At 49.5% G+C, this 20,551-nt stretch carries 17 protein-coding genes and 1 CRISPR repeat array (1 of these 18 only partly in view); of the genes, 16 read left to right on the forward strand and 1 reads right to left on the reverse strand.

Going from position 1 to position 20,551, the window contains the following annotated elements; translation table 11 throughout:
• Positions 1–10 precede the first annotated feature (10 nt).
• From asnB to EFB02_RS06055, 4 genes are all read left to right on the forward strand, one after another.
• Positions 11–1,900, forward strand: a complete 1,890-nt coding sequence (asnB, locus tag EFB02_RS06040; RefSeq protein WP_122820702.1) for an asparagine synthase (glutamine-hydrolyzing) — start codon at positions 11–13, stop codon at positions 1,898–1,900.
• Between the two features lie 527 nt (positions 1,901–2,427).
• Positions 2,428–3,180 (forward strand): VIT1/CCC1 transporter family protein, encoded by a 753-nt coding sequence (locus EFB02_RS06045; RefSeq protein WP_122820703.1) that lies wholly within the window; start codon positions 2,428–2,430, stop codon positions 3,178–3,180.
• 103 nt (positions 3,181–3,283) lie between these two features.
• Positions 3,284–6,334 (forward strand): CRISPR-associated helicase Cas3', encoded by a 3,051-nt coding sequence (gene cas3 / locus EFB02_RS06050; protein ID WP_122820704.1) that lies wholly within the window; start codon positions 3,284–3,286, stop codon positions 6,332–6,334.
• Positions 6,335–6,668: 334 nt separating this feature from the next.
• Positions 6,669–6,944 (forward strand): hypothetical protein, encoded by a 276-nt coding sequence (locus EFB02_RS06055; protein ID WP_122820705.1) that lies wholly within the window; start codon positions 6,669–6,671, stop codon positions 6,942–6,944.
• A 134-nt stretch (positions 6,945–7,078) separates the two neighbouring features.
• Here EFB02_RS06055 and EFB02_RS06060 read toward each other — a convergent pair whose 3' ends face one another.
• Positions 7,079–8,074, reverse strand: a complete 996-nt coding sequence (locus EFB02_RS06060) for a LacI family DNA-binding transcriptional regulator (RefSeq protein WP_122820706.1) — start codon at positions 8,072–8,074, stop codon at positions 7,079–7,081.
• Between the two features lie 181 nt (positions 8,075–8,255).
• Between EFB02_RS06060 and EFB02_RS06065 the strand changes: the two genes are divergently transcribed.
• The 12 genes from EFB02_RS06065 to cas2e all read left to right on the forward strand — a co-directional run bounded on the left by EFB02_RS06065 (position 8,256) and on the right by cas2e (position 20,254).
• The gene (locus EFB02_RS06065; RefSeq protein WP_122820707.1) at positions 8,256–8,621 is read left to right on the forward strand and encodes an L-rhamnose mutarotase; all 366 of its coding nucleotides are present in this window, start codon (positions 8,256–8,258) and stop codon (positions 8,619–8,621) included.
• Between the two features lie 25 nt (positions 8,622–8,646).
• Positions 8,647–9,945, forward strand: coding sequence for an MFS transporter (locus EFB02_RS06070; protein ID WP_122820708.1), 1,299 nt, complete (start codon positions 8,647–8,649; stop codon positions 9,943–9,945).
• A gap of 49 nt (positions 9,946–9,994) precedes the next feature.
• Positions 9,995–11,173 (forward strand): L-rhamnose isomerase, encoded by a 1,179-nt coding sequence (gene rhaI, locus EFB02_RS06075; protein ID WP_122820709.1) that lies wholly within the window; start codon positions 9,995–9,997, stop codon positions 11,171–11,173.
• 124 nt (positions 11,174–11,297) lie between these two features.
• A complete protein-coding gene (locus tag EFB02_RS06080; RefSeq protein WP_122820710.1) occupies positions 11,298–12,803 on the forward strand; it encodes a rhamnulokinase in 1,506 nt (501 codons plus the stop codon).
• An 8-nt stretch (positions 12,804–12,811) separates the two neighbouring features.
• Positions 12,812–13,630 carry a class II aldolase/adducin family protein gene (locus EFB02_RS06085; protein WP_122821034.1) on the forward strand — a complete coding sequence of 273 codons (819 nt, stop codon included), beginning with the start codon at positions 12,812–12,814 and terminating at the stop codon, positions 13,628–13,630.
• A gap of 297 nt (positions 13,631–13,927) precedes the next feature.
• The gene (gene casA / locus EFB02_RS06090) at positions 13,928–15,631 is read left to right on the forward strand and encodes a type I-E CRISPR-associated protein Cse1/CasA (RefSeq protein ID WP_122820711.1); all 1,704 of its coding nucleotides are present in this window, start codon (positions 13,928–13,930) and stop codon (positions 15,629–15,631) included.
• Positions 15,624–16,256 carry a type I-E CRISPR-associated protein Cse2/CasB gene (casB, locus tag EFB02_RS06095; protein ID WP_160115384.1) on the forward strand — a complete coding sequence of 211 codons (633 nt, stop codon included), beginning with the start codon at positions 15,624–15,626 and terminating at the stop codon, positions 16,254–16,256. Before casA ends, casB begins: the two co-directional genes overlap by 8 nt.
• Before the next feature lie 11 nt (positions 16,257–16,267).
• The gene (gene cas7e / locus EFB02_RS06100) at positions 16,268–17,410 is read left to right on the forward strand and encodes a type I-E CRISPR-associated protein Cas7/Cse4/CasC (RefSeq protein ID WP_122820713.1); all 1,143 of its coding nucleotides are present in this window, start codon (positions 16,268–16,270) and stop codon (positions 17,408–17,410) included.
• A gap of 2 nt (positions 17,411–17,412) precedes the next feature.
• The gene (gene cas5e / locus EFB02_RS06105) at positions 17,413–18,183 is read left to right on the forward strand and encodes a type I-E CRISPR-associated protein Cas5/CasD (protein ID WP_122820714.1); all 771 of its coding nucleotides are present in this window, start codon (positions 17,413–17,415) and stop codon (positions 18,181–18,183) included.
• Positions 18,180–18,887, forward strand: coding sequence for a type I-E CRISPR-associated protein Cas6/Cse3/CasE (gene cas6e / locus EFB02_RS06110; RefSeq protein WP_160115385.1), 708 nt, complete (start codon positions 18,180–18,182; stop codon positions 18,885–18,887). The genes cas5e and cas6e overlap by 4 nt, the downstream gene beginning before the upstream one ends.
• Before the next feature lie 6 nt (positions 18,888–18,893).
• Entirely contained in the window at positions 18,894–19,850 is a 957-nt protein-coding gene (gene cas1e / locus EFB02_RS06115; RefSeq protein ID WP_122820716.1) for a type I-E CRISPR-associated endonuclease Cas1e, read from the forward strand.
• Positions 19,850–20,254 (forward strand): type I-E CRISPR-associated endoribonuclease Cas2e, encoded by a 405-nt coding sequence (gene cas2e / locus EFB02_RS06120; RefSeq protein ID WP_234992762.1) that lies wholly within the window; start codon positions 19,850–19,852, stop codon positions 20,252–20,254. The genes cas1e and cas2e overlap by 1 nt, the downstream gene beginning before the upstream one ends.
• Positions 20,255–20,325: 71 nt before the next feature.
• A CRISPR array of direct repeats spans positions 20,326–20,551; the repeat unit is 28 nt; unit sequence AAGTGCCCCGCACCTGCGGGGATGATCC (it continues 3,280 nt past the right edge of the window).

Raw genomic sequence — 20,551 nt, forward strand, 5'->3', positions numbered from 1 at the left:
GGAACCCTAGATGTGCGGAATCGTTGGCTTTGTCAATGACGCTTCCGGTGAAGATAAAAAGGTTATCTTAAAACAGATGACTGACGTTATCATTCATCGCGGCCCTGATGAGTACGGGGAGATGATTGATGATCATATCGCGATGGGGTTTCGGCGCCTGAGCATTATTGACCATAAAATGGGGTCACAGCCGATAGAAAACGAGGATGGAAATCTCGTAATTACCTATAACGGTGAAATCTACAACTATCAGCCGCTTCGTGAACAGCTTATCGCTGCTGGGCACCAGTTCAAGAGTAAGAGTGATACCGAGGTTATTCTTCACGGTTACGAAGAATGGGGTAAGGGTCTGCTGCAGCATCTACGGGGGATGTTCGCGTTTGTTATTTGGGATAAACAGAAGCAGGAACTCTTTGGGGCAAGAGACCACTTTGGGATCAAGCCTTTCTACTATGCCCAAATGAACGGTACCTTTTTTTACGCTTCCGAAATTAAAGCGATGTTGCCGCACCCGCAGTTCGTAAAAGAACTTAACCCGGACGCGTTAAGACCGTATCTAACTTTCCAATATCCGGCGATTAACGAAACTTTCTTTAAGGGGGTGTTCAAGCTTAAAGAGGGGCATTGCTTTACTTTGAGAAACGGGAAAATGCAGATTGAACGTTATTATGATCCCGATTTTCGTGAGAGTAAACAGGAGTTATCAGAATTGGTCGAGTCTATCGACAGGACCGTCCGTGAGTCTGTGGATGCCCATATGATTGCAGACGTGGAAGTGGGTTCTTTCCTGTCTAGTGGGGTGGACTCGAGCTATGTGGCTGCGGTGGCTCGCCCAGACCACACCTATTCCATAGGTTTCGATAGTGGAAAGTACAACGAGTCGCAGCAAGCGCATGAACTAGCGAAAGTGCTAGATCTACAAAACACTACTGCGGTGATTAACCCTCAGGTAGCGTTCCGAAACTTCCCGTTGATTCAGTGGCACTTAGATGAACCAGATTCTAATTTTTCTTGTGTTCCACTCTTCTTCTTGGCGCAACTAGCAGCGAAAGATTTGAAGGCGGTGCTTAGCGGCGAGGGCGCAGACGAACTATTTGCGGGTTACATTGACTACGGGGTACATACTAGCTCTAAAGTGATTAAAGTCTTTACGCGTTTCTGTTCCTACCTACCGGCGAAAATTCGTTATGGGATTGCAAACTTCGCTAAGAATAAAACTTTTCACGGAGCCTGGCACCTTTACTCTAATCTGGCTCCCGCTGAGGAAAGCTTTATTGGGCAATCCCTAGTTTTCAAGGAATCTGAATCTGATCGTTTCTTACGGCCAGAGTATCGCCGTGGTCCTAGCGTACGTTCGATTGTGGGAGAAACATACGGGCGATTAAAAGGAAAAAATCTTTCGGAACTAAAAAAGAAACAGTACCTTGATATGCATCAGTGGATGCCAGGGGATATCTTGTTGAAAGCAGATAAGATGACCATGGCTCATTCTCTAGAGTTGCGGGTTCCGCTGTTGGATCGGGAGCTCATGAAAGTTGCTGAGCAGGTTCCAACTAAATGGTTAATTACCGACCAGAATACTAAATATGCGTTCCGGCAAGCGGCTGCCCAACATATCCCGAGGGAATGGTATGACCGGGAAAAATTGGGATTCCCGGTTCCGGTCAAAGATTGGTTGCGAGATGAGAAATACTACCGTGAAGTGCGGGAGCTTTTCGCCAGTGACACGGCAGCAAAGTTTTTCAACCGGGAACTATTGTTACAACTAGTAGATGATAACTTTGCAGGTAGGGTCGATGAACGCCGAAAGATTTGGACAGTTTACACTTTCCTAGTTTGGTACACCGTCTACTTCATCCATGATGGCTCCAAGCCGGTAATCGTTCACGAATCTGAATAAGGGTGTTCGCTTCTCTGATTTTCAATCGGGAAGAAAAACTTTGCGGTATACAAATCGCTAATTCGTTTTCTGCCCTTTCGAGATTTTTTGCAAGGGTTTATTACGCAAGTTAGGTGTTATCTTAATCCTGTGATTTTCAGGGGCAGGCGGTGGTATTTGTCCCGGTTAACTAGGAGTTTTTCAAATAAGATGACACAAAATTTAACTGAGGTTAGCCCTACTTTGCTTCATTAATGACAGTAGAGAATCCACTTACGGAATATCCCAGGGATTAAACGCATTGATGTAGGGGATTGCGCCTCCACACTTTTTCTTCGTTCATTTTTCAAGGAGGTGGGGCGAGGGTATTAGATTTTTTGCTTTGGCTCTCCTTGCCTTAGCGGTTGTGGTTTTATCGCTTCATCTTGCCTACTGCTCGCCGCTTTATCCGGCTTCCTGACTCGCAAAAATTTTTATCTTGCTATTCTGACCGTGAAGTCAGAAAAGTCGTCTAACGCCTTAAACGCGCTGGTAAATGGAGGTGCCAAATGAGTTTGGTGGGGGAAAGAATATTAGGTACTTCTGCAAAGGTGCAAGAACGCGATGCACATGAGGATCAAAGCGTTAAGACTGCCTCGAAGCTGAACTGGCTACGTGCCGGGGTGCTGGGAGCTAATGACGGCATTGTTTCTACCGCCGGGGTAGTAGTCGGGGTGGCCGCCGCGGATCCGTTAAATAATATTGCGATCTTTACCGCGGGGATGGCGGCAGTGGTGGCCGGCGCTATTTCTATGGCGGCGGGAGAATATGTTTCGGTATCGACCCAGAAAGATACGGAGAAAGCCCTGGTTTATAAAGAACGGATACGGCTAAATCGTGATCCCCTTGGGGAATTTGAGGGACTGGTTAAGGTTTACGAAGCTAAGGGGCTGTCGAAGCCAACCGCCCGTCTAGTAGCTAGGGAATATTCTGCGATCGACCCAGTGGCGGCGCAGGTACAGGCGCGTTATTCGATTGATTCTGAAGAATTTGTTAGTCCCTGGAATGCCGCATTTTCTTCTGCGATTTCCTTTGTTCTAGGCGCAGTTTTACCGATGATTGCCATTCTGCTGTTCCCGCCTGCCTCGAAGTTTGTCGCCACCTTCCTGTTAACTCTGGTGGCGCTAGGTTTGGCCGGTTATACCTCGGCTTGGCTTTCAGAAGCCCCCCGGGGACGTGCAGTAATGAGGGTAATCACCGGGGGCGCCTTCGCTATGATTGTTACTGGCGCGGTCGGCCACCTCGTGGGTTTGTCGCTGTAATAGGATCGAAAATGGGGTGACTCGGGTTAAGTGATTCCGGGTTTCTTCGCGATCGTTGCCAGCATAGAAACTTACCCCAAAACTACTCCTTTTACTGTCCCTGATGAGGTTTACTAAAAGGGTGGTATCGGACTTTTCTCTCTCAAATGCGGCGCTATCTATTTGGGCGAAAACTAATTTCTGGAATGCAGCTCCACCTGAGGACGTAAATAAACAGTGGTTACCGCTTGCTGTCCACATGGCAGATTCAGGCGAAGTCGCTGAACTGATATGGGATAACTACTTATCGCAGCGGCAGCGGCAATTATTGGCGGATCCTTTACTGCAGATAAAGGGGATTGAAGAGCCTAGGCAAAAAGCCTTAAGCTTACTCAAGCTGATTGTGGGCGCGCATGATATTGGAAAATGCTCGCCCATGTTCCTTACCCAGAACACCGAACTTTATGAACGAGTTTTGAAACATTCGCTAACCAGGTGCAAGCGGGCAGATGAATGGCGCGGAGTTAGCCCACACTCATGGATAGGGGAAATAGCGTTTGAAAAATGGCTAGAGGCACGCTGGAATCATGGTGATCCAGAAAAGAAATATGTTTCTGTGACTGCTAAACAGTTGGGGTCGATTATTGGTGCTCATCATGGCCGCCCGGTGTCTTTACGCCAACATACTGTTATGGCAGGTCCCAGCCTTCCTTTGGCGGTTAGCGGTGATAGCACCTGGAGGCAGATTCGCCGGGAACTCCTCAATTGGTGGATGGACTGGACTGATAGCCAAGAGATTATTCGCCAATGTAAAGGGTTAGTTTTCCCAACTACCTGGCAAAGCCTGGTGGCAGGGATTACCGTGATGGCAGACTGGATCGCCTCGAATCAAGACCTTTTCCCGCTGGTTGATTGGGATGATCTATATCCAAAAAGGTTGCTATCTCCTGATCAGCATCGCGAGCGCACTAAAGCTGCTTGGGAGAATCTACATTTGCCGCCCTCTTGGAAGCCAGAAATACTGTCTCAAGATCCCGATCAGCTGTTACGAACCCTGTTCGCTTTAGGCGCCGATGCTCATGCGCGCCCCGCGCAGGTAGCGGCGGTAAAAGCCGCAGAGAAAATGACGCTACCGGGCATGATGATAATCGAGGAGGTGATGGGGGCAGGTAAGACCGAGGCGGCGTTAATGGCGGCCACCATTTTGGCGAAACGGGCGGGAACTTCCGGGGTGTTGGTGGCTCTACCCACGAAAGCCACTACCGATGCCATGTTTACTCGAGTGGTTGAATGGGCGCAGACCTCGGCAAAGACCGGTTTTAGCCTGAAACTGCAGCATGGAAACGCTGCCTTGAACAGTGCGTACAAGAAAATCCAATACGGAAGAATTGCTAGTGCGGGGAATGCGGTTTCCCCGGGAGAGAGTTCTTCCATGGGGATTGACGAAGAATCATCCCACAGCAGGCAGCCGGCAGTAGTTCATCGCTGGTTTAACAAGAAGGCCGCGCTGCTAGCCTCCGTAGTGGTTTGTACCGTGGATCATTTACTGTTCTCTGCGCTCCAAACCAAGCATGTGAGTTTGCGGCATCTCGGCATTAGCGACAAAGTTGTCATTATTGACGAAGTGCATAGCTATGACGTCTACACCAGCCAATTTCTGAAGAGAACGGTGCAGTGGTTAGGGGCATTTGGAGTGCCGGTAATTGCTTTGTCGGCTACTCTCACCCGCAGGGCTCGTGAAGAACTATATGCAGCCTATAAAAAAGGGCAAGAGCTGGAACGGCCTGCTCAGGAGAACAAAGGTTCGACACCGTTTGATACTTCGGTATTTGCAGCGATGCGCAAACCACAGTCGAAAAGGGGTGGGGTTTTAGCACCAGCTCGGGAATCGGAATCTGAGTCTATTCCGCAAAAAACCATCTATCCGGCACTTTCTTACTCGGATGCGCAGGGGGCTAAAGTTCGCCCTCTATCCGTACTAGCTACTAAAAAGATTGAAGTTGAGCATTGGGAGGACGATACGGGGCTGCTCGCGGATCTTGAAAAGCGACTCCAAAATGGGGGGTGTGCACTGGTGGTTCGCAATACGGTCGCTAATGCGCAGCGTACCTATGAAACTTTACGGGGTGTATTTGGGGATGACGTCCGTTTGGTGCATTCGCGTTTTACCCAGCAAGATCGCCAAGACAACGATGAGTGGCTGGTACGTACCTTTGGAAAACCCGGAAAATCTCGCCGCCCTAAGCGGGCAATCGTGGTGGGGACCCAGGTGGTCGAGCAGAGCCTGGATATTGACTTCGATGTGCTTTACAGTGATTTAGCGCCGATTGATTTGCTGTTTCAGCGCATGGGTCGGGTGCATCGTCACGAAAGAGATGCTCGCCCTCCTGCAGTTGCAGACCCGCGCTGCATCCTAATGGGGATCCCTAGAAAAGATAACCCGGAGCCGCGAGTTGATCGAGGTTCAACTTTTGTTTATGACGAGGATGTGTTGTTGCGGACTGCGGCTTATGTTCTAGACAAGGATATCGAGGAAGATGCTTGGCAGATTCCCACGGATATCGGGACAGCGGTGGCTGCTGTTTATGAGGAAACCGTTGCTACCCCCGATTGTTGGGGGGTAACTTTGCGGCGGACTAAGAAACGTAAAGAGGACAAGGCGCGTTCTAAAACCGAGGGTGCGGCTATGGGGCTGTTGGTGCCACCGGCTAACAGCGATACCGCCTCTTTGATTGGCTGGCTAGGTGGCAATAATCCTGATGGGGATCCCGATGAACTAGGAATCGTTGGGGTTCGTGACGGTGATTCGGGAGTGGAAGTGCTGTTGGTCGAACAACAGGGAGAGGGTATCGCAGCGATTCCTTCTGATCATCATCCAGAATTCCGAGAAATTGATTTGCAAGAATTGCCGAGCGGCGCGCTGCGGGAGCGGCTTGTACGGTCTCTGGTGTCTATTCCTTCAGCCCGGCTGCGAGTGAAAGGCCGGGGGCTTGAAGAGGTCATCGATGAATTCATCCACGAGCTAGAAAAGGAAACTCGTGACCTGGGGGTGAATTGGGAAAAAGACTTTATGCTGCGGGGGCAATTAGTTGTTCCGCTACAAGGAGGGGAGTACCGAACCGGGTTTGGGAAAACTATTTCCTATCGCCGCGATGTGGGTCTGCAAATTCTTTAGTCCCGATTTTGCTTTTTGAGATTGCCGGTGCAACTAGATTTGGCGGTCTATGGGACGGTGTAGGGTATCCCCGCAGGTGCGGGGCACGGGTGTTGGTTAATTCCTACACACGGATCATCTCAAGTTTTCTCGAGCTGACTTCATTCTATCAGCGGGAAACGAGGTAGCTAATATTAGTTCGCATCGAAGCTCGGTTGCTTGCTATGTTGTTATGTAAGATTTATATAATTCCTACACAGTTGTATAAAATAAATATCAAGGGTTTTGTGAGCGGTAGAAACGGGACTGCTTGAGATTATTAGTGAACCGAAGTCGGTTCATGAGAGGAAGGACATTGACTGAGAACCTGAAGTTTAATATGGCAATCTTTGATCGTATGGTTACCGAAAGCGTTTTGGTAAATACCAGTTTTGCCAGCCGGATTGTGCGTGGTAGCTTTGCTCGTGACGTTGACAACGAAGGCGAGTGCTACATCCCACTTGATGGCTTGGGGTCCCAAGAGCGGCGAGAAGCCGATGCTGGGGCATGCGTTATCGAAACCGTCGCCTTAATGTCCTCGACTAGGGATACTAAGTCGTCCTGTTTTATCGCTAGTAGACATATGGAGTAATGAGTGCTGCTCTCTCCTCTACCAACCTGGGAGGGACTCCCGCAGATTATTGTGGCTTATGATTTCGCAGATGCCTTAGGTGTGCTCTCAGAACTATCCAGGGCAGCTCTACAAATTTGGCAATCCTGACACGGTCAGATCGCAGCGGTTGATTCGCGCACTATAAGTTTCGGAACAAAGGAAATGTGTCTGGGCTTGTCAGTGTCGGAAAGTAGCAGATTTGCCGCGGTGTTTCCCAATTCATTCATTGGTTGGCGAATGGTGGTCAGTGGAGTAATGAGTTCAGATGCGACTGCTATATCATCAAAACCGACTACGGAAATATCATTCGGAATAGCCAAGCGGAGCTGACGAATAGTACGCATGGCTCCTATAGCTAACTGGTCACTGGCGCAGAAAACCGCAGTGATATCCGGATGGTTGCGGATAAGTTCGCGCGCCGCATGTGCCCCCGAAGTCGCATCGAAGTGATCGGCAACGATTTCAAATATATCCACCTTCGTAGCGACTTTATTCCGTGCCTCAATAACTCCTCGGTGGCGCGCACGCGCCTGCCTGATGTTTTTTGGACCATTGATGAACCCGACCTGGCGGTGGCCTAGACTCAGGAGGTATGTTATCGCGGTAGCAGCACCGGTCTCATCATCGACAGAGACGGTACTGATCTCTGCGGAAGCAGAAGGATAGTCCATGAAGACCACCGGAATCTTACGGCGTTGGAGTAAACGGATATTCTCCATTGCTTTATCTGAAGGAGTCATAATCACCCCCCTCACCTGTTGGGATGCCAGTTGCTGAATGAGTTTTCTTTCTTTGTTTGCATCCCCATCTGAAGAGCAAATCATGGGGTAGCAATTATCCAGTGCCAGCCGGTTCTCAATTCCTCTAGCAGACTGAGTGAAAAATGGATTTGCAATGTCGAGAACAATCAGTCCTACCAGGCGTGAGTTTCCAGCGCGCAATCGTCTACCCGCATCTGATGGAACGAATCCAAGTTGGGAAATCGCCTCTTCGACCCGCTTCCTAGTTGACGTCGAAACTAAGTGAGGATGATTCAAAACATTAGAAGCTGTACCGACCGAGACTTGTGCAGTTTTAGCTACGTCTTTGATACTTGGCGGCCTATTCATGGGAACTCCTAACTCTGGGCATTTCCTAATAAGTAGATTAGCTCATATCTGTCTGAACAGCGAAAACGGTCACTTGAAAATGGTTAAGAAGAAAAATGTAAAAACTCTTGACAGTGAAACGATTCAATGTTAGTTTAAAAACCAGGTTGAAACCTTTCAATCATGTGACAATGGAGTGACAATGAGTGGCGAAAAAACAACCCAAGAAATTCTAGAGACAAGCACACAGCGCTCAGATTCGCGCTGTGGTTTTCTGCTGAAAATACGTAAAGAAGTACTTGCCGAGTATTTGGAGATACACCAACACGTATGGGAGGAGATGAGGCAGGCACTTACCACAGCTGGTTGGAGAAACTATTCGCTCTTCGTAGATCCACCGACTGGGGTAGTATTCGGCTACTTTGAGGCTGATGATGTGCGAGACGCAATGTCGCGAATGGACTCGCAACAGATAAATAGGATTTGGCAATCAGAGATGTCCAGATTCTTCGTGCAGCCCGACGGGGGCGTTAATCACCTTCTGTCACAGTATTTCTACCTAAAGTAATTCAATATTTTCAATGGAGAAAACTATGCAAAACAAAACGTTAACAGGTTGGAAAGCGACGATCGCCGTTTCCATGTCAAACTATATTGACTCCGGATCTATCATTGCCATCGCTACTTCCTTAGGTTTTTGGGGCGCGGCCTTCTTCCCGGGGGATGACGGCACTATTGCTGGCATGCTTGCGGCATTCAGCTCTAACGCTTTTGGCGCCGCGCTTGGTGCGCTAATCGGTGGTCCACTTTGCGATAAATATGGACGGAAGTTCATCTACACTTATGATCTGCTGGTTTATGCGCTAGGTGGGTTGTTCGTGGTGTTTGCAGCAAATCTGGCAATGCTGTTCGTTGGCTTTGTGGTAATTGGGCTCGCGGTAGGAGCCTCTGTGCCGGCCGGTTGGACCTATATAGCGGAGTTCGCCCCAGCTGAGAGTCGAGGTAAGCATATCGGCACTACCCAAATGGCCTGGTCTTTTGGTCCTTTTATAGGATTTGGGCTGGCTGCGGCACTTACACCCCTAGGCCTGCTTGGTTCTAGGATAGTCTTTGCCCATCTTGTGGTGATTGCACTGGTCACCTGGTATATTCGGCGCAATCTCGAAGAGTCTGAGGTTTGGGAGGATGCCAAAGGCGGTGCTGCTGCAAAAGCACCTTCTATTTTCAAGTCATTTAAGGCTTTATTTAGCTGGAAGTGCAATATCAGCGCATTAATATTTCTCGCAGTGATCTATACCTGTTGGAATCAGGCGGCTTCGCAAAACGGAATATTTCTCCCAACGATATTGAACTCCATGGGATACGACCAAATGGCTTCCAATATGTTCTCAATGTTGTCTTGGGGTGTTGTTATTGTTGGAACTGCCGGATTTATGTATTTCGTGGACAGGGTTCCGTACCGTGTTCACTTCTTCGTGGGGGCGGCTCTCGCTATCGTAGCTTGGCTGATATTAATCTTTGGGTCAGCGGATTCTGCGTTTACCGCATTCGGCTATGCAATCATCTGGGGAATTTCCGCAGGTCCTTCGGCACAAGCGTTTTACTCAGTGTGGGCGCCAGAGTTGTTTGCTGCTCCGTATCGCGCCGGCGCACAAGGAATTATATTCTTTGCTGTCCGCGTCATGTCTGGCCTTATCTCTCTCATCTTCCCGGTCATTTTGAAATGGAACAACGGATTACTGGTAGACGGATTGATTCTTATTGGCTTCTTGATTGTCTCTTTAGTGGTAGGAACCGTTTGGGCGCCCAAAACTCAGGGTAGACCGTTAAGAGATATTGAAGTTGAGCGTTACGGTCGCGTTGTTTCTGCCAAAGATGAAACTAGATCGTAATGATTATTCGTATTGAGCATTCGACTGGCGTATAGGAAAGGAAAAAATAATGGTACAACTAAAAGACCTCAGCGCAGAAAATCGGAAACTGCTTGAGGAACAGGATATTGAATTGCCATCGTGGGCTTTTGGGAACTCTGGGACACGGTTTAGGGTTTTTACCACTGAAGGTGTGCCACGTGACCCATTTGAGAAAGTGGCGGATGCAGCCCAGGTAAACAAATTTACGAGATCGGCATCGCGCGTGTCTCTACATATCCCCTGGGATCTTACTGATGACTACGATGGACTGAGGAAATACGCGGAAGACAAGGGCGTAACACTTGGTACGATTAATTCGAATGTTTTCCAGGACGAGGACTATAAATTTGGTTCGCTTTGCAACCCTGACCCAAGAATTCGTCAGAAGGCAATCGATCATCACAAGCAATGTATCGATATTATGCGAAAGACCGGGTCTAAGGACTTAAAGATTTGGTTAGCAGACGGTACTAATTATCCAGGACAGGATTCAATCCGAGAACGGCAAGATCGATTAGCTAATTGCTTGGAAAAAATCTATGCCGAGCTGGATTTGGATATGCGGTTAATTTTGGAATACAAGTTCTTTGAACCTGCGTTTTATCATACGGATGTCCCTGATTGGGGTACTTCTCTGGTGCAATGCCAGGCTCTAGGTGAAAGGGCAATGGTAGTGCTAGATACGGGGCATCACGCCCCGGGGACCAACATTGAGTTCATCGTGGCACAGCTCTTACGCTTGGGGAGGTTGGGAGCTTTTGATTTTAATTCTCGCTTCTATGCTGATGATGATTTGATAGTTGGAGCTGCCGACCCATTTCAGCTGTTCAGAATCATGAATGAAATCGTAGCGGCGGGGGCGTTATCAGCTGACTCACCGGTCAATTTTATGCTCGATCAATGCCACAATTTGGAGGAAAAAATTCCCGGAGAAATTCGATCTGTCACCAATGTGCAGGAAATGACCGCAAAAGCCCTGTTGGTTGACCGGGGAGAACTAAAGAAGAAGCAGTTAGAAGGAGACGTGCTAGGGGCGAATGACCTACTGATGGATGCGTTTAACACAGATGTGCGGAGTCTATTAAGAGAACTTCGCGAATCGCAAGGTATAGATCCTGATCCAATGAGGGCGTTCCTGTCTTCCGGTTATCTGCAGAAGGTTCGGCAGGATCGGGTAGGAGGAAAACAAGCTGGTTGGGGAGCTTAACAAGATGATTTCATGTCCTTCCGTTTTCTCGGAAGTGGCTTAGTCAACGATTTTGGCCCGGCGTCGATTTTATCGGTTGCGTGTCGCGCGCCGGGCCAAGACGTGATGAATGGAGTTTTGAGAAATGCCTGTTTTCGCTGCAATTGATCTTGGTGCTTCTTCGGGAAGAATAATAAGTGGAGATGTCGAGGGTAACCAGATTCATACTAGAGAAGTAAGCAGATTTACAAATGGTCCGATCCGCGTACCTGAGCGGGGAAAGGCTGGCCTATATTGGGATATACACCGAATCTGGAATCAAATAAATAACGGATTGAGGATACTACAAAGTGAGTCAATTGAATCAGTGGGAATTGATTCGTGGGCCGTTGATTATGGGCTAATCGGCAACAACGGAAAGCTACTTACATCGCCATATAGCTACCGTGATTCCCGAACAAAGAGTGTTCCTGGCAAACTTTTCGGGAAGGTTTCTCCCCAACGGTTCTATCGCCATAATGGATTGCAGGTAATAAACTTCAACACGGTTTTCCAGCTGCTGGCTAGTATGGAAAATGAAGATGACCGAAGATTGACTGAGGCTGCTCGACATATTCTTTTGCTTCCAGACCTGATTGTTTACTGGTTGTCTGGAAAGATTTATGCCGAGGCGACGAATGCCTCTTCCACAGGGTTATTGGATCCCAGTACGCGTAGATGGTCCCGGGAAATATTGCAACTGTACACGCGGCAGACGGGCATGGACATCGCGCAAAAATTACCCGATGTGATTGAATCTGGAAAATGTATAGGGCCGGTCTTGCAAGATGTCATCCCTTTGCGTAACGGTAAGGATTTGCCCACCAACGTGGTAAGTGTAGGAAGCCATGATACGGCCTCTGCAGTTGCGGCGATTCCTGCTAAGACTGATAATTTCGCCTATATTTCTTGCGGAACCTGGTCATTGGTCGGGCTTGAATTAGCCGCTCCCGTGCTTACCGAAGCCTCTTGTAAAGCAAACTTTACTAACGAACTAGGTGTAGATGGAACAGTCAGGTACTTGCGCAACATTATGGGTATGTGGATCCTTAATGGCTGTGTTGCAAAATGGCGCGAAAAGGAGCCGCATTTATCTTTTGCGGAGATCGATGAAGCGGCTGCAAAAGCCCCCAGTATGCGCACGATTATTGACGTTAATGACCCCATCTTTGCGGATCCAGGTGACATGTTGGTTCGTATAGACCGGCTTGCTGATGAAACTGATCAACCGCGCCCTAGAGAAATAGGGGAATATGCACGCTGCATTTACGAATCTCTGGCATTAGCCCATGCTAGAACAATCCATCAAGCAGCCGCACTCGCGGATGTGCCGGTTGACACGGTGAATATCGTGGGCGGTGGCGCTAAGAATCTTTTGCTTTGCCAACTTACAGCTGACGCATGCGGGTTGCCAGTAACTGTTGGGCCAGTGGAGGCTACGGCATTAGGGAACCTTCTGGTACAGGCTCGAGCCAGTGGCGCGGTAGGAGATTCGCTATCTGAGATGAGATTCGTTGTATCTCAATCGGTAGCATCAATAACACTAAACCCTGAGGGAAAGAAAACGGATTGGCAACAAGCAGCTGCCCGAATTTTTAGCAAAGAAAGATGAGAAATAAAATGAACAATAATTCAACTATTAAGGAACTACTTGACCAAATGGGGCAGGCGGGCGCCCGGCTAGACCAGATGCACGCGGTGGAAGCAAGTGCGGGAAACATATCAATATTGATAAATTGGCCCGTGGATTTGGAGTCTGTTTTCCCCGACCGTCAAGAAAAGAAGAATTTGCCATGGGCGGTTCCGGCACTAGCCGGAAGAACCGTTTTCGTGACCGGCTCTGGGTGCCGGTTGCGGGATGTTGGAAAAATGCCGGCGGTGAATGTTTCAGCTTTCGTGATTGATGAGGGTGGTAGAACCGGTACCTGGTATACGCATCCAGACAAGAAATATCATCAACCCACGAGCGAGTTTAACTCCCATCTGGCGGTTCACAATGACCAGGTAGCTAGGAGGAAGGTAGATTTTCAAGCCGTGGTTCATGCGCAGCCACCTTACCTGGTTGCTCTGTCGCATCACCCGGAATTGCTCAATAACACTGACTATAACCGCGCGATTTTCCGCTGGGAACCGGAAACGATAGTCCAGGTTCCACAGGGTATAGAGGTGCTGGATTTCATGGTACCTGGCAGCCAGGAGTTGATGGAAAATAACTTACGGGGATTGCGCGATCACGAGATCACGCTGTGGGCAAAGCATGGAATCATGGTACGTTCTGACGTCTCGCCCGTGGCTGCCGTTGACAAAGTGGAATATCTGGAGACCGGCGCTATGTATGAATATTTGAATACCGCAAGCGGGGGGAAGGCAGAGGGTCTAACGGATGAGGAGATTCGCAGAGTTATCTCTGCCTTTGGGGTTAAAACAACTTTGTACTAAGACCTGATAGGAGAGAGTTTGATGTCACTTATCTTCCTGAGGAGGAGTCTAGACTTGCGCTTTGCATACCGGTAAGATCTAGCTCCTGTCTCAGGGGCAAACTAGGGTGATTGCCATCTCTCTGGCAAGTGTGTGGGTCGCGCTTTTGGCCACGGCGCTATATAGTGTCACGGGTGGCTTCCCTTGTAATTCCAACACAGTTCCTGTAAAACTATTTAGTAAGAGTCTTGTAGGTGAGCAGGATTCAGATTATTTGGTTTTTTGAGAACCAAAGGTTGGTTCTAGAAGGGAGGTACGGTGACTGAGAAATCAAAGTTTAACCTACTTGATGAGCCCTGGGTTCCGGTTGTGTTCTGCAACGGTAAACATCAGGTGCTTCCTCTGCGTGATTGCTTTTCGCGTTCGCCCGAGATTAGAAGATTGTCTTTTGGCCAGGATGCCGTAAGTTTCGCGGTGCTTCGAATCATGGTAGCGATAATGCAGCGAACGTTGTATGTTGCCAGCGTGGCAAGCAGGGGATGGAATGTGTCGGCTTGGCAGCGGGCTAATGAAAATCCGAAAGAAACCTTGGGTCTGGTAGAGCAGTATCTTGAAACATGGAGGGATCGATTCTTTTTATTTGATTCTGATTACCCATTTTTTCAGCATCCCACTATTCATACCCCTAAAGGAGACTACTCTGAGCTGAATAAAATACTGGCGGACGTTCCTAACGGGGAACCGTTCATCACTATGCGTATCGGGGCAGGTTTAGAAGAGATTAGCTATCCCGAGGTTGCTGCGCAGCTTATCCACTTACAAGCATACGATTCTGCGGGGATTCGCTCCGGAGCGGTTGGTGACCCCCGGGTGAAGGGTGGTAAAGGCTACCCAATTGGTACTGGTTGGGTAGGTGCCCAAGGTGGGGTTTATGTAGAAGGAGAAAGTCTGTTTTCAACTCTGATGCTGAATACCCTTGCGATCGGACAACCAGGGGAGGAAAGCGAAGAAGCCCGGGCGACAGGAATCATTGCTACCAATCCAGATATTGATTTACCTGCTTGGGAACGTGAAGAACAACCAGTAGGGCAACGCGCCGATATTTATCCTCATGGTCTAGCCGATATGCTTACCTGGCAATCTCGACGGGTGAGGTTGATTGATGGCGGTAACTCGGTAATCGGGTTGGTGCTGTGCCAAGGGGATAGATTGGGGTCAGAGGACGTTTCCGCGGTGTCTAACGCGCAGATCCGGGAACCTATGGGCGCTTGGCGATTTTCTGAGCCCCAGACCAAGAAAAACAAACAGATAACTTATATGCCACGCAAGCATGATCCCAGTCGCGTAATTTGGCGGGGAATGACTTCCCTCTTGCCTGAGTTTCCGGGGAAAACCGCAACCTACAAAGAGGTGCAGGTAGAAGCAAGCCTGCCACCAGCAGTAGTGCGTTGGGTGGGGTGGTTGCTGTCAAACGGTTATCTGCCGGAATCGACAACCTATCGCTTGCGATCTTGTGGGTATGTTTATGGATCCAACGAATCAATTTTTGAGGAAGCAATCAGTGATTATCTGGCAATCCCCCCTCGTCTATTGACTGGCAAAGATCAAAAATCCTTGTACTTAGTGAAAACCGGGATGGAGCTGTTAGATGAATTAGCCAGTGCGATTGCTGCGCTGGCTGGCAACCTGGAACGTGCGGTTGGGGCAGAGGACACCAAGCAAGCTAATCGGATAGTCCGCGAGCGCTTTTACTCGGGAATTGATGGAGCGTTCAGAGCCTGGCTGCTAGGGGTTGGTTCAACTACCTGCGATCTGGAGTCGCTGTGGAAATCTGGATACGGGATAGCTAAAAAACTGGAATCTGAACTGCTAGCAGCTGCTCCAGATGAAGCAATGAAGGGAAGAGAAAAAAACGGAACGGTTTTTGATCTTCCTAACTGTGTTAAATGGTTTGCAATCAAACTTTCGAAGACGAAATCAAAGGTCTCAGCTTTCAATGAGTCGAAGGAGAATCATGAGTGATCAAATGCAACCAGAGCAATCAAGTAAGCACTATTACAGTGAGCTTGGTTGGACAGTAGTACGGCGAATTGAATCCCTGCAGCAGGGGTATTTAAAAGATTCCCCGCAAGCTCGGGCTGATTTGGCTGAGCTGCGCAAGGCGTCCCAAGATCTCTATGTTTTTCCACCCTCAGTCTGGCACCTAGTCGACTGGGATGAAGTGGGCAGGAATACCTCTTCGGATCAATTGACGCCAAAGGAGCAGGCAATTCGCGGTGTCTTGTGGTTATATGCCCGCCACCAGCGAGGCAGAACTACCCCCATGCATCAACGAGGAGTAAACCTGGGAGAAGCAGTCTCTAGGCTGGCATGGCTTGAGGGCATGGATAACGAGAAAGCAGTGCGCCGCCATTTTGATGCGGCAGTCATGGCCACTACTTTTTCCGGATTTTTTAACCACTTGAAGGGGCTAATCTCTCAGCTGGGATCAACGCGTGCCGCGATTGCTATTGACTACGGGCTGCTGGCGCAAGACCTTTATCGCTTCGCAATCCCCGGGGGTAAACAAAAAGTTACCCTCTCCTGGGCAAGAGGCTACGCCCGACAGAAAAACGAAAAACTAGAAACTAACTCACAGACCAAATAAAGGAGATCATCATGACTAACTTTATCGATTTTCATATTTTGCAAAATGTTCCCCCTTCCTGCGTAAACCGAGATGATTCCGGAAGTCCCAAGACTGCAACATTTGGGGGACAACGCCGAGCACGAGTTTCTTCGCAATGCTGGAAACGAGAAACCAGACAAGTATTTGGAGACTTCCTCAATCAAGAAGATCTTGGCTATCGAACCAATCGGATTGTGGAATTGCTGGCTGAACAGATAGTGGCACAAAACCCGGATTTAGAACCGGAATCTGTGAAACTAGCGGCCGAAGTGTTCAAAGCTTTGGGAATCAAGTTAAAAGCCCCGCGCGCAAAGAAGGATGCTGAGGAAGAGGTCGGAAATGAGGTTTCTACCTACTTAGTGTTCCTGTCTGCCCTACAGTTGCGACAACTGGCGGAATATGCGGTAGAGAAAGCTGCTAATAAAGAAAAGCCAAAGAAACGCGAAATTGAAAAACTATTGAATCGAAATCACTCAGTAGATTTAGCTCTTTTTGGACGCATGGTAGCTGACGACGCGGCCGTGAACGTTGATGCCTCCTGCCAGGTAGCACACGCGATTTCTACCCACAGCGTAGAAAATGAATTCGATTTCTTTACCGCCGTTGATGACGTAAAGTCCCAAGATCAAGAGGAAACCGATGCGGGAGCGGGGATGATGGGAACGATTGAGTTCAACTCCTCGACGCTGTATCGCTACGCCACTATCAACCTAGATATGCTGCGGGAAAACCTAGGAAGTGACGATGCTACTGTGCGGGCAGTTGACGCGTTCGTCCAGGCATTTGTGAAAGCAATGCCCACCGGTAAACAAAACACTTTTGCCAATAGGACACTTCCGGAAGTAATCTACGTTTCCGTGCGTGATGACCAGCCAGTTTCCTTGGTGGGGGCGTTTGAAAATGCAATTACCGCTCGAGAAAATACTGGATTCCTAGCCCCCTCAGTGTCTCGGCTAGTAAAAGAGGTCGGTGATATTGAGGATGCTTACGGGGTCAAGCCTCTTGCCCAGTTTACCTGCGGGGTCGGGGACTCGCGGGAGCAGCTACGGCAGATTCAGGAACCAGTGGCGTTCCCACAGTTAGTTTCGGATCTAGGCAAACTGGTGACTGAACTGCTTGCCAAAGGTGAATAGCCATGAAAAATATGCTTTTGACCCTCAAGGGTCCAATGCAGTCGTGGGGTAATTCATCTAGATTTACCAGGCGAAGGACTTCCTCGGAGCCATCGAAGAGCGGAATAATTGGTTTACTAGCCGCAGCACAAGGGCGCCGCCGGGTTGATCCTATTGAGGATCTAGTTGGCCTGAAAATGGCGGTTCGCATCGATCAACCGGGAACCAGGGAAAGGGATTTTCATACCACTCATTCCTTTGATGGTGAGACTCCGTACCCTCTTTCTGACCGATATTACCTGGCAGACGCGGTATTTGTCGTGGGTCTCAGTGGGGAAAGCAGCCTGATCGACGCCGTTAACGAGGCCTTGGTTAAACCAAAGTTCCCGCTGTATTTAGGGAGAAGGGCGTTTCCCCCTATGATGCCTATCCGTCCGAAGCTGTCAGAGGGCAATCTGATAGACGACCTTGCTGCTTTTCCGTGGCAGGCTGCCCCGTGGTATCAAAAGAAACTATCGCGGAAAACTGTCTGGTCGCCGACTTCGCCCCTAGACCTCGAAAACGGAAAAGTAAGTTTAGAGGTAGTAGCGGATTTGGCTTTACTACCGGAGGAGCGACGGGAAGACTGTATTTTTGACCAAGTCCACGATGTTCCGCTCAGTTTCGATTCCCATCATCGGCAATATGAGTGGCGAGACGTAGTCAGGTGGAAATGCGAGGTGGTGTCGGGCATTACAGTTACCGAAACCGAGTCAGCGTTCTTAACCACCCACAATCCGGGAGGTATGTGGTGAGCGAAATTTATCTTTCACGCTGTGCTCTAAACCCGCGGAGACGGGGAGCTTCCAGGTTACTCGCCTCGATGGAGCGGATGCACGCCGCTATCTTGCAGAACTGTTTTCATGAATCCCAATGGGAGGGGGAGGCTCCTCCCAGGATTCTCTGGCGACTGGATAGACATCAAAAGGGCTATTACCTCTATATACAGTCTCCGGTGCGTCCGGATTTCACTCAATTCGTTGAAGAGGCTGGCTGGCCCGAGATTAAGTCCTCGTTCGGAGTGAAAAACTATCAGCCTTTCATGGAGCGACTCGCGGAGGGTAGCAGCTGGAACTTTAGGTTAGCGGCAACTCCCACCCGGGCAGTGAAAGGCGAAGGTGCTAAAAGGTCTAAGCGGATTCCAATCGTTAAGGATGAAGACCGCATTAAATGGTTGGCATCTAGAGCAAAGGGTTGGGGTTTTGAAATTCCCCAGGTAGCTGTCAATCCAGCGGAGAGTGAAGCAAATGGTTTGGCGGTAGCGATCGTGGAAAAGGAACGCATTCGTTTTCAGCGAGGGAAATCGGGAAAACCGGGATCTTTAGTCACCTTGAATCGAGTCGCATTCGAGGGAATTTTGACTGTTAAGGATCCTGAGGTGCTGCGCAGTGCCATACAAAATGGTTTAGGAGCTGCCAAGGCCTATGGGTGTGGTCTGTTAACCCTGGCTCCCAGGTAGATAGCAATGAGTGGCGGTCTCGCGAATAAGCCGATTCCTCGGCAATCTCTGCCCCGGGTGGAAGACCGCTGGTCATTCCTCTATGCAGAGCGCTGTATTGTTCACCGCGCAGACAATGCTTTGACCCTGCGAGATGAACAGGGCACGGTGCATGTCCCAGCAGCAACGATCTCGTCGCTGCTGCTGGGGCCAGGGTCTACGGTTTCTCACCAGGCCATGAGTCTATTAGGGGAATCCGGCGTGAGTGTCGTCTGGGTCGGTGAAAACGGGGTGCGCTTTTATGTCAGCGGACGCAGTTTGGCTGACTCTAATACCTTGCTGCAGCTACAAGCGCGTTGCTCGTCCTCGCAAAATGAAAGAATCAAAGTTGCCCGGGCAATGTACCAAATGCGTTTTGGTGATGAGGAAGTGGAGGGGATCTCCATGCGTCAGTTGCGGGGTAGGGAAGGTCACCGTATGAAAATGCTCTACCGGCGGTGCGCAGATGAATATGGGGTTCCCTGGGCCGGTAGAGTTTTCGATTCCCAAGATTTCCAGGCTAGCGATCCGGTGAATCAAGCACTTTCTGCTGGTAATGCCACCTTATATGGAATTGCTCATGCGGTTATTTGTGCTCTGGGTTGTTCGCCAGGTTTAGGGATTGTTCATACCGGGCATTCACGCTCTTTTGTCTTTGATATTGCGGATTTATACAAGGCGGATTTTGTAATCCCGCTAGCATTTCAGATTGTATCCGAGGGGGAGCAGGACGTTGCCACCAGGATGCGGATTAAACTTCGAGACCAGGTTTTTCGCGATGGACTGCTGAAGCGGTGTGCGCAAGATATTATCTTCTTACTTACCGGTGAGCGTGACGTATCTGTCGATGTTAAAGAAAACCGGATTCGCCTGTGGGACTACTATCAGGGAAATGTTGCGGGCGGCTCGAACTATGCGGCCGAGGCGGGGGAGACTCCGTTTTGATGGTTTTAATCTTAACTGCCTGCCCTCCGGGTTTGCGGGGATACGTTACACGCTGGCTTTTAGAGGCGTCTCCGGGAGTTTTCGTGGGGAGGTTATCTGCCCGGGTAAGGGAGAACCTGTGGGATTTGGTGGTTGCGGAGCGGAAACAAGGTAAAGCCCTGCTGATATATAGCACTAATAATGAGCAGGGTTACGCGGTGCGCTCGGCTGGGCATAAATGGAATCCAGTGGAACTCGAAGGAATGACTTTGCTGCAACATCCGGAGCGAATTAGGTCTGATAGTCAGACAGGGGAGGGGAATGTGCGAAAGCCGGGAGCGTGGCAAGGGAAATCTAATGGTAAAGAAGGGTATGGCTGGTCAATAGCTGCTAGGCGCCGGAAAATGCGTAGGCGTAAACCCTAATATTCTCGGTAAGTACCTATAGGATGGCTATAGCGGCGGATATTTTGGATCGATATCCCAGCTCATCGAGTAAGTGCCCCGCACCTGCGGGGATGATCCGAAGCGTTTCTAGAGGCTCACGCGCACCGTTGGAAGTGCCCCGCACCTGCGGGGATGATCCGGATCGAGCACCTATCGACGATAGACCACATGAAAGTGCCCCGCACCTGCGGGGATGATCCCCTAACCGCAGACCCGCAACTACGCTACACAAAAAGTGCCCCGCACCTGCGGGGATGATCCGAACGGACCCGCCCT

The organism is Varibaculum vaginae (assembly GCF_900604285.1).
Taxonomy (GTDB): Bacteria; Actinomycetota; Actinomycetes; order Actinomycetales; family Actinomycetaceae; genus Varibaculum; species Varibaculum vaginae.

What these genes read in the sequence shown, in the direction of transcription:
- cas3 (WP_122820704.1), top strand. Translation starts at nt 3,284, where the DNA reads ATGAGGTTTACTAAAAGGGTGGTATCGGACTTTTCTCTCTCAAATGCG.
- EFB02_RS06060 (WP_122820706.1), bottom strand. Translation starts at nt 8,074, where the DNA reads ATGAATAGGCCGCCAAGTATCAAAGACGTAGCTAAAACTGCACAAGTC.
- cas2e (WP_234992762.1), top strand. Translation starts at nt 19,850, where the DNA reads ATGGTTTTAATCTTAACTGCCTGCCCTCCGGGTTTGCGGGGATACGTT.
- asnB (WP_122820702.1), top strand. Translation starts at nt 11, where the DNA reads ATGTGCGGAATCGTTGGCTTTGTCAATGACGCTTCCGGTGAAGATAAA.
- cas5e (WP_122820714.1), top strand. Translation starts at nt 17,413, where the DNA reads ATGAAAAATATGCTTTTGACCCTCAAGGGTCCAATGCAGTCGTGGGGT.
- EFB02_RS06080 (WP_122820710.1), top strand. Translation starts at nt 11,298, where the DNA reads ATGCCTGTTTTCGCTGCAATTGATCTTGGTGCTTCTTCGGGAAGAATA.
- casB (WP_160115384.1), top strand. Translation starts at nt 15,624, where the DNA reads ATGAGTGATCAAATGCAACCAGAGCAATCAAGTAAGCACTATTACAGT.
- EFB02_RS06085 (WP_122821034.1), top strand. Translation starts at nt 12,812, where the DNA reads ATGAACAATAATTCAACTATTAAGGAACTACTTGACCAAATGGGGCAG.
- EFB02_RS06045 (WP_122820703.1), top strand. Translation starts at nt 2,428, where the DNA reads ATGAGTTTGGTGGGGGAAAGAATATTAGGTACTTCTGCAAAGGTGCAA.
- cas7e (WP_122820713.1), top strand. Translation starts at nt 16,268, where the DNA reads ATGACTAACTTTATCGATTTTCATATTTTGCAAAATGTTCCCCCTTCC.
- rhaI (WP_122820709.1), top strand. Translation starts at nt 9,995, where the DNA reads ATGGTACAACTAAAAGACCTCAGCGCAGAAAATCGGAAACTGCTTGAG.
- EFB02_RS06070 (WP_122820708.1), top strand. Translation starts at nt 8,647, where the DNA reads ATGCAAAACAAAACGTTAACAGGTTGGAAAGCGACGATCGCCGTTTCC.
- cas1e (WP_122820716.1), top strand. Translation starts at nt 18,894, where the DNA reads ATGAGTGGCGGTCTCGCGAATAAGCCGATTCCTCGGCAATCTCTGCCC.
- EFB02_RS06065 (WP_122820707.1), top strand. Translation starts at nt 8,256, where the DNA reads ATGAGTGGCGAAAAAACAACCCAAGAAATTCTAGAGACAAGCACACAG.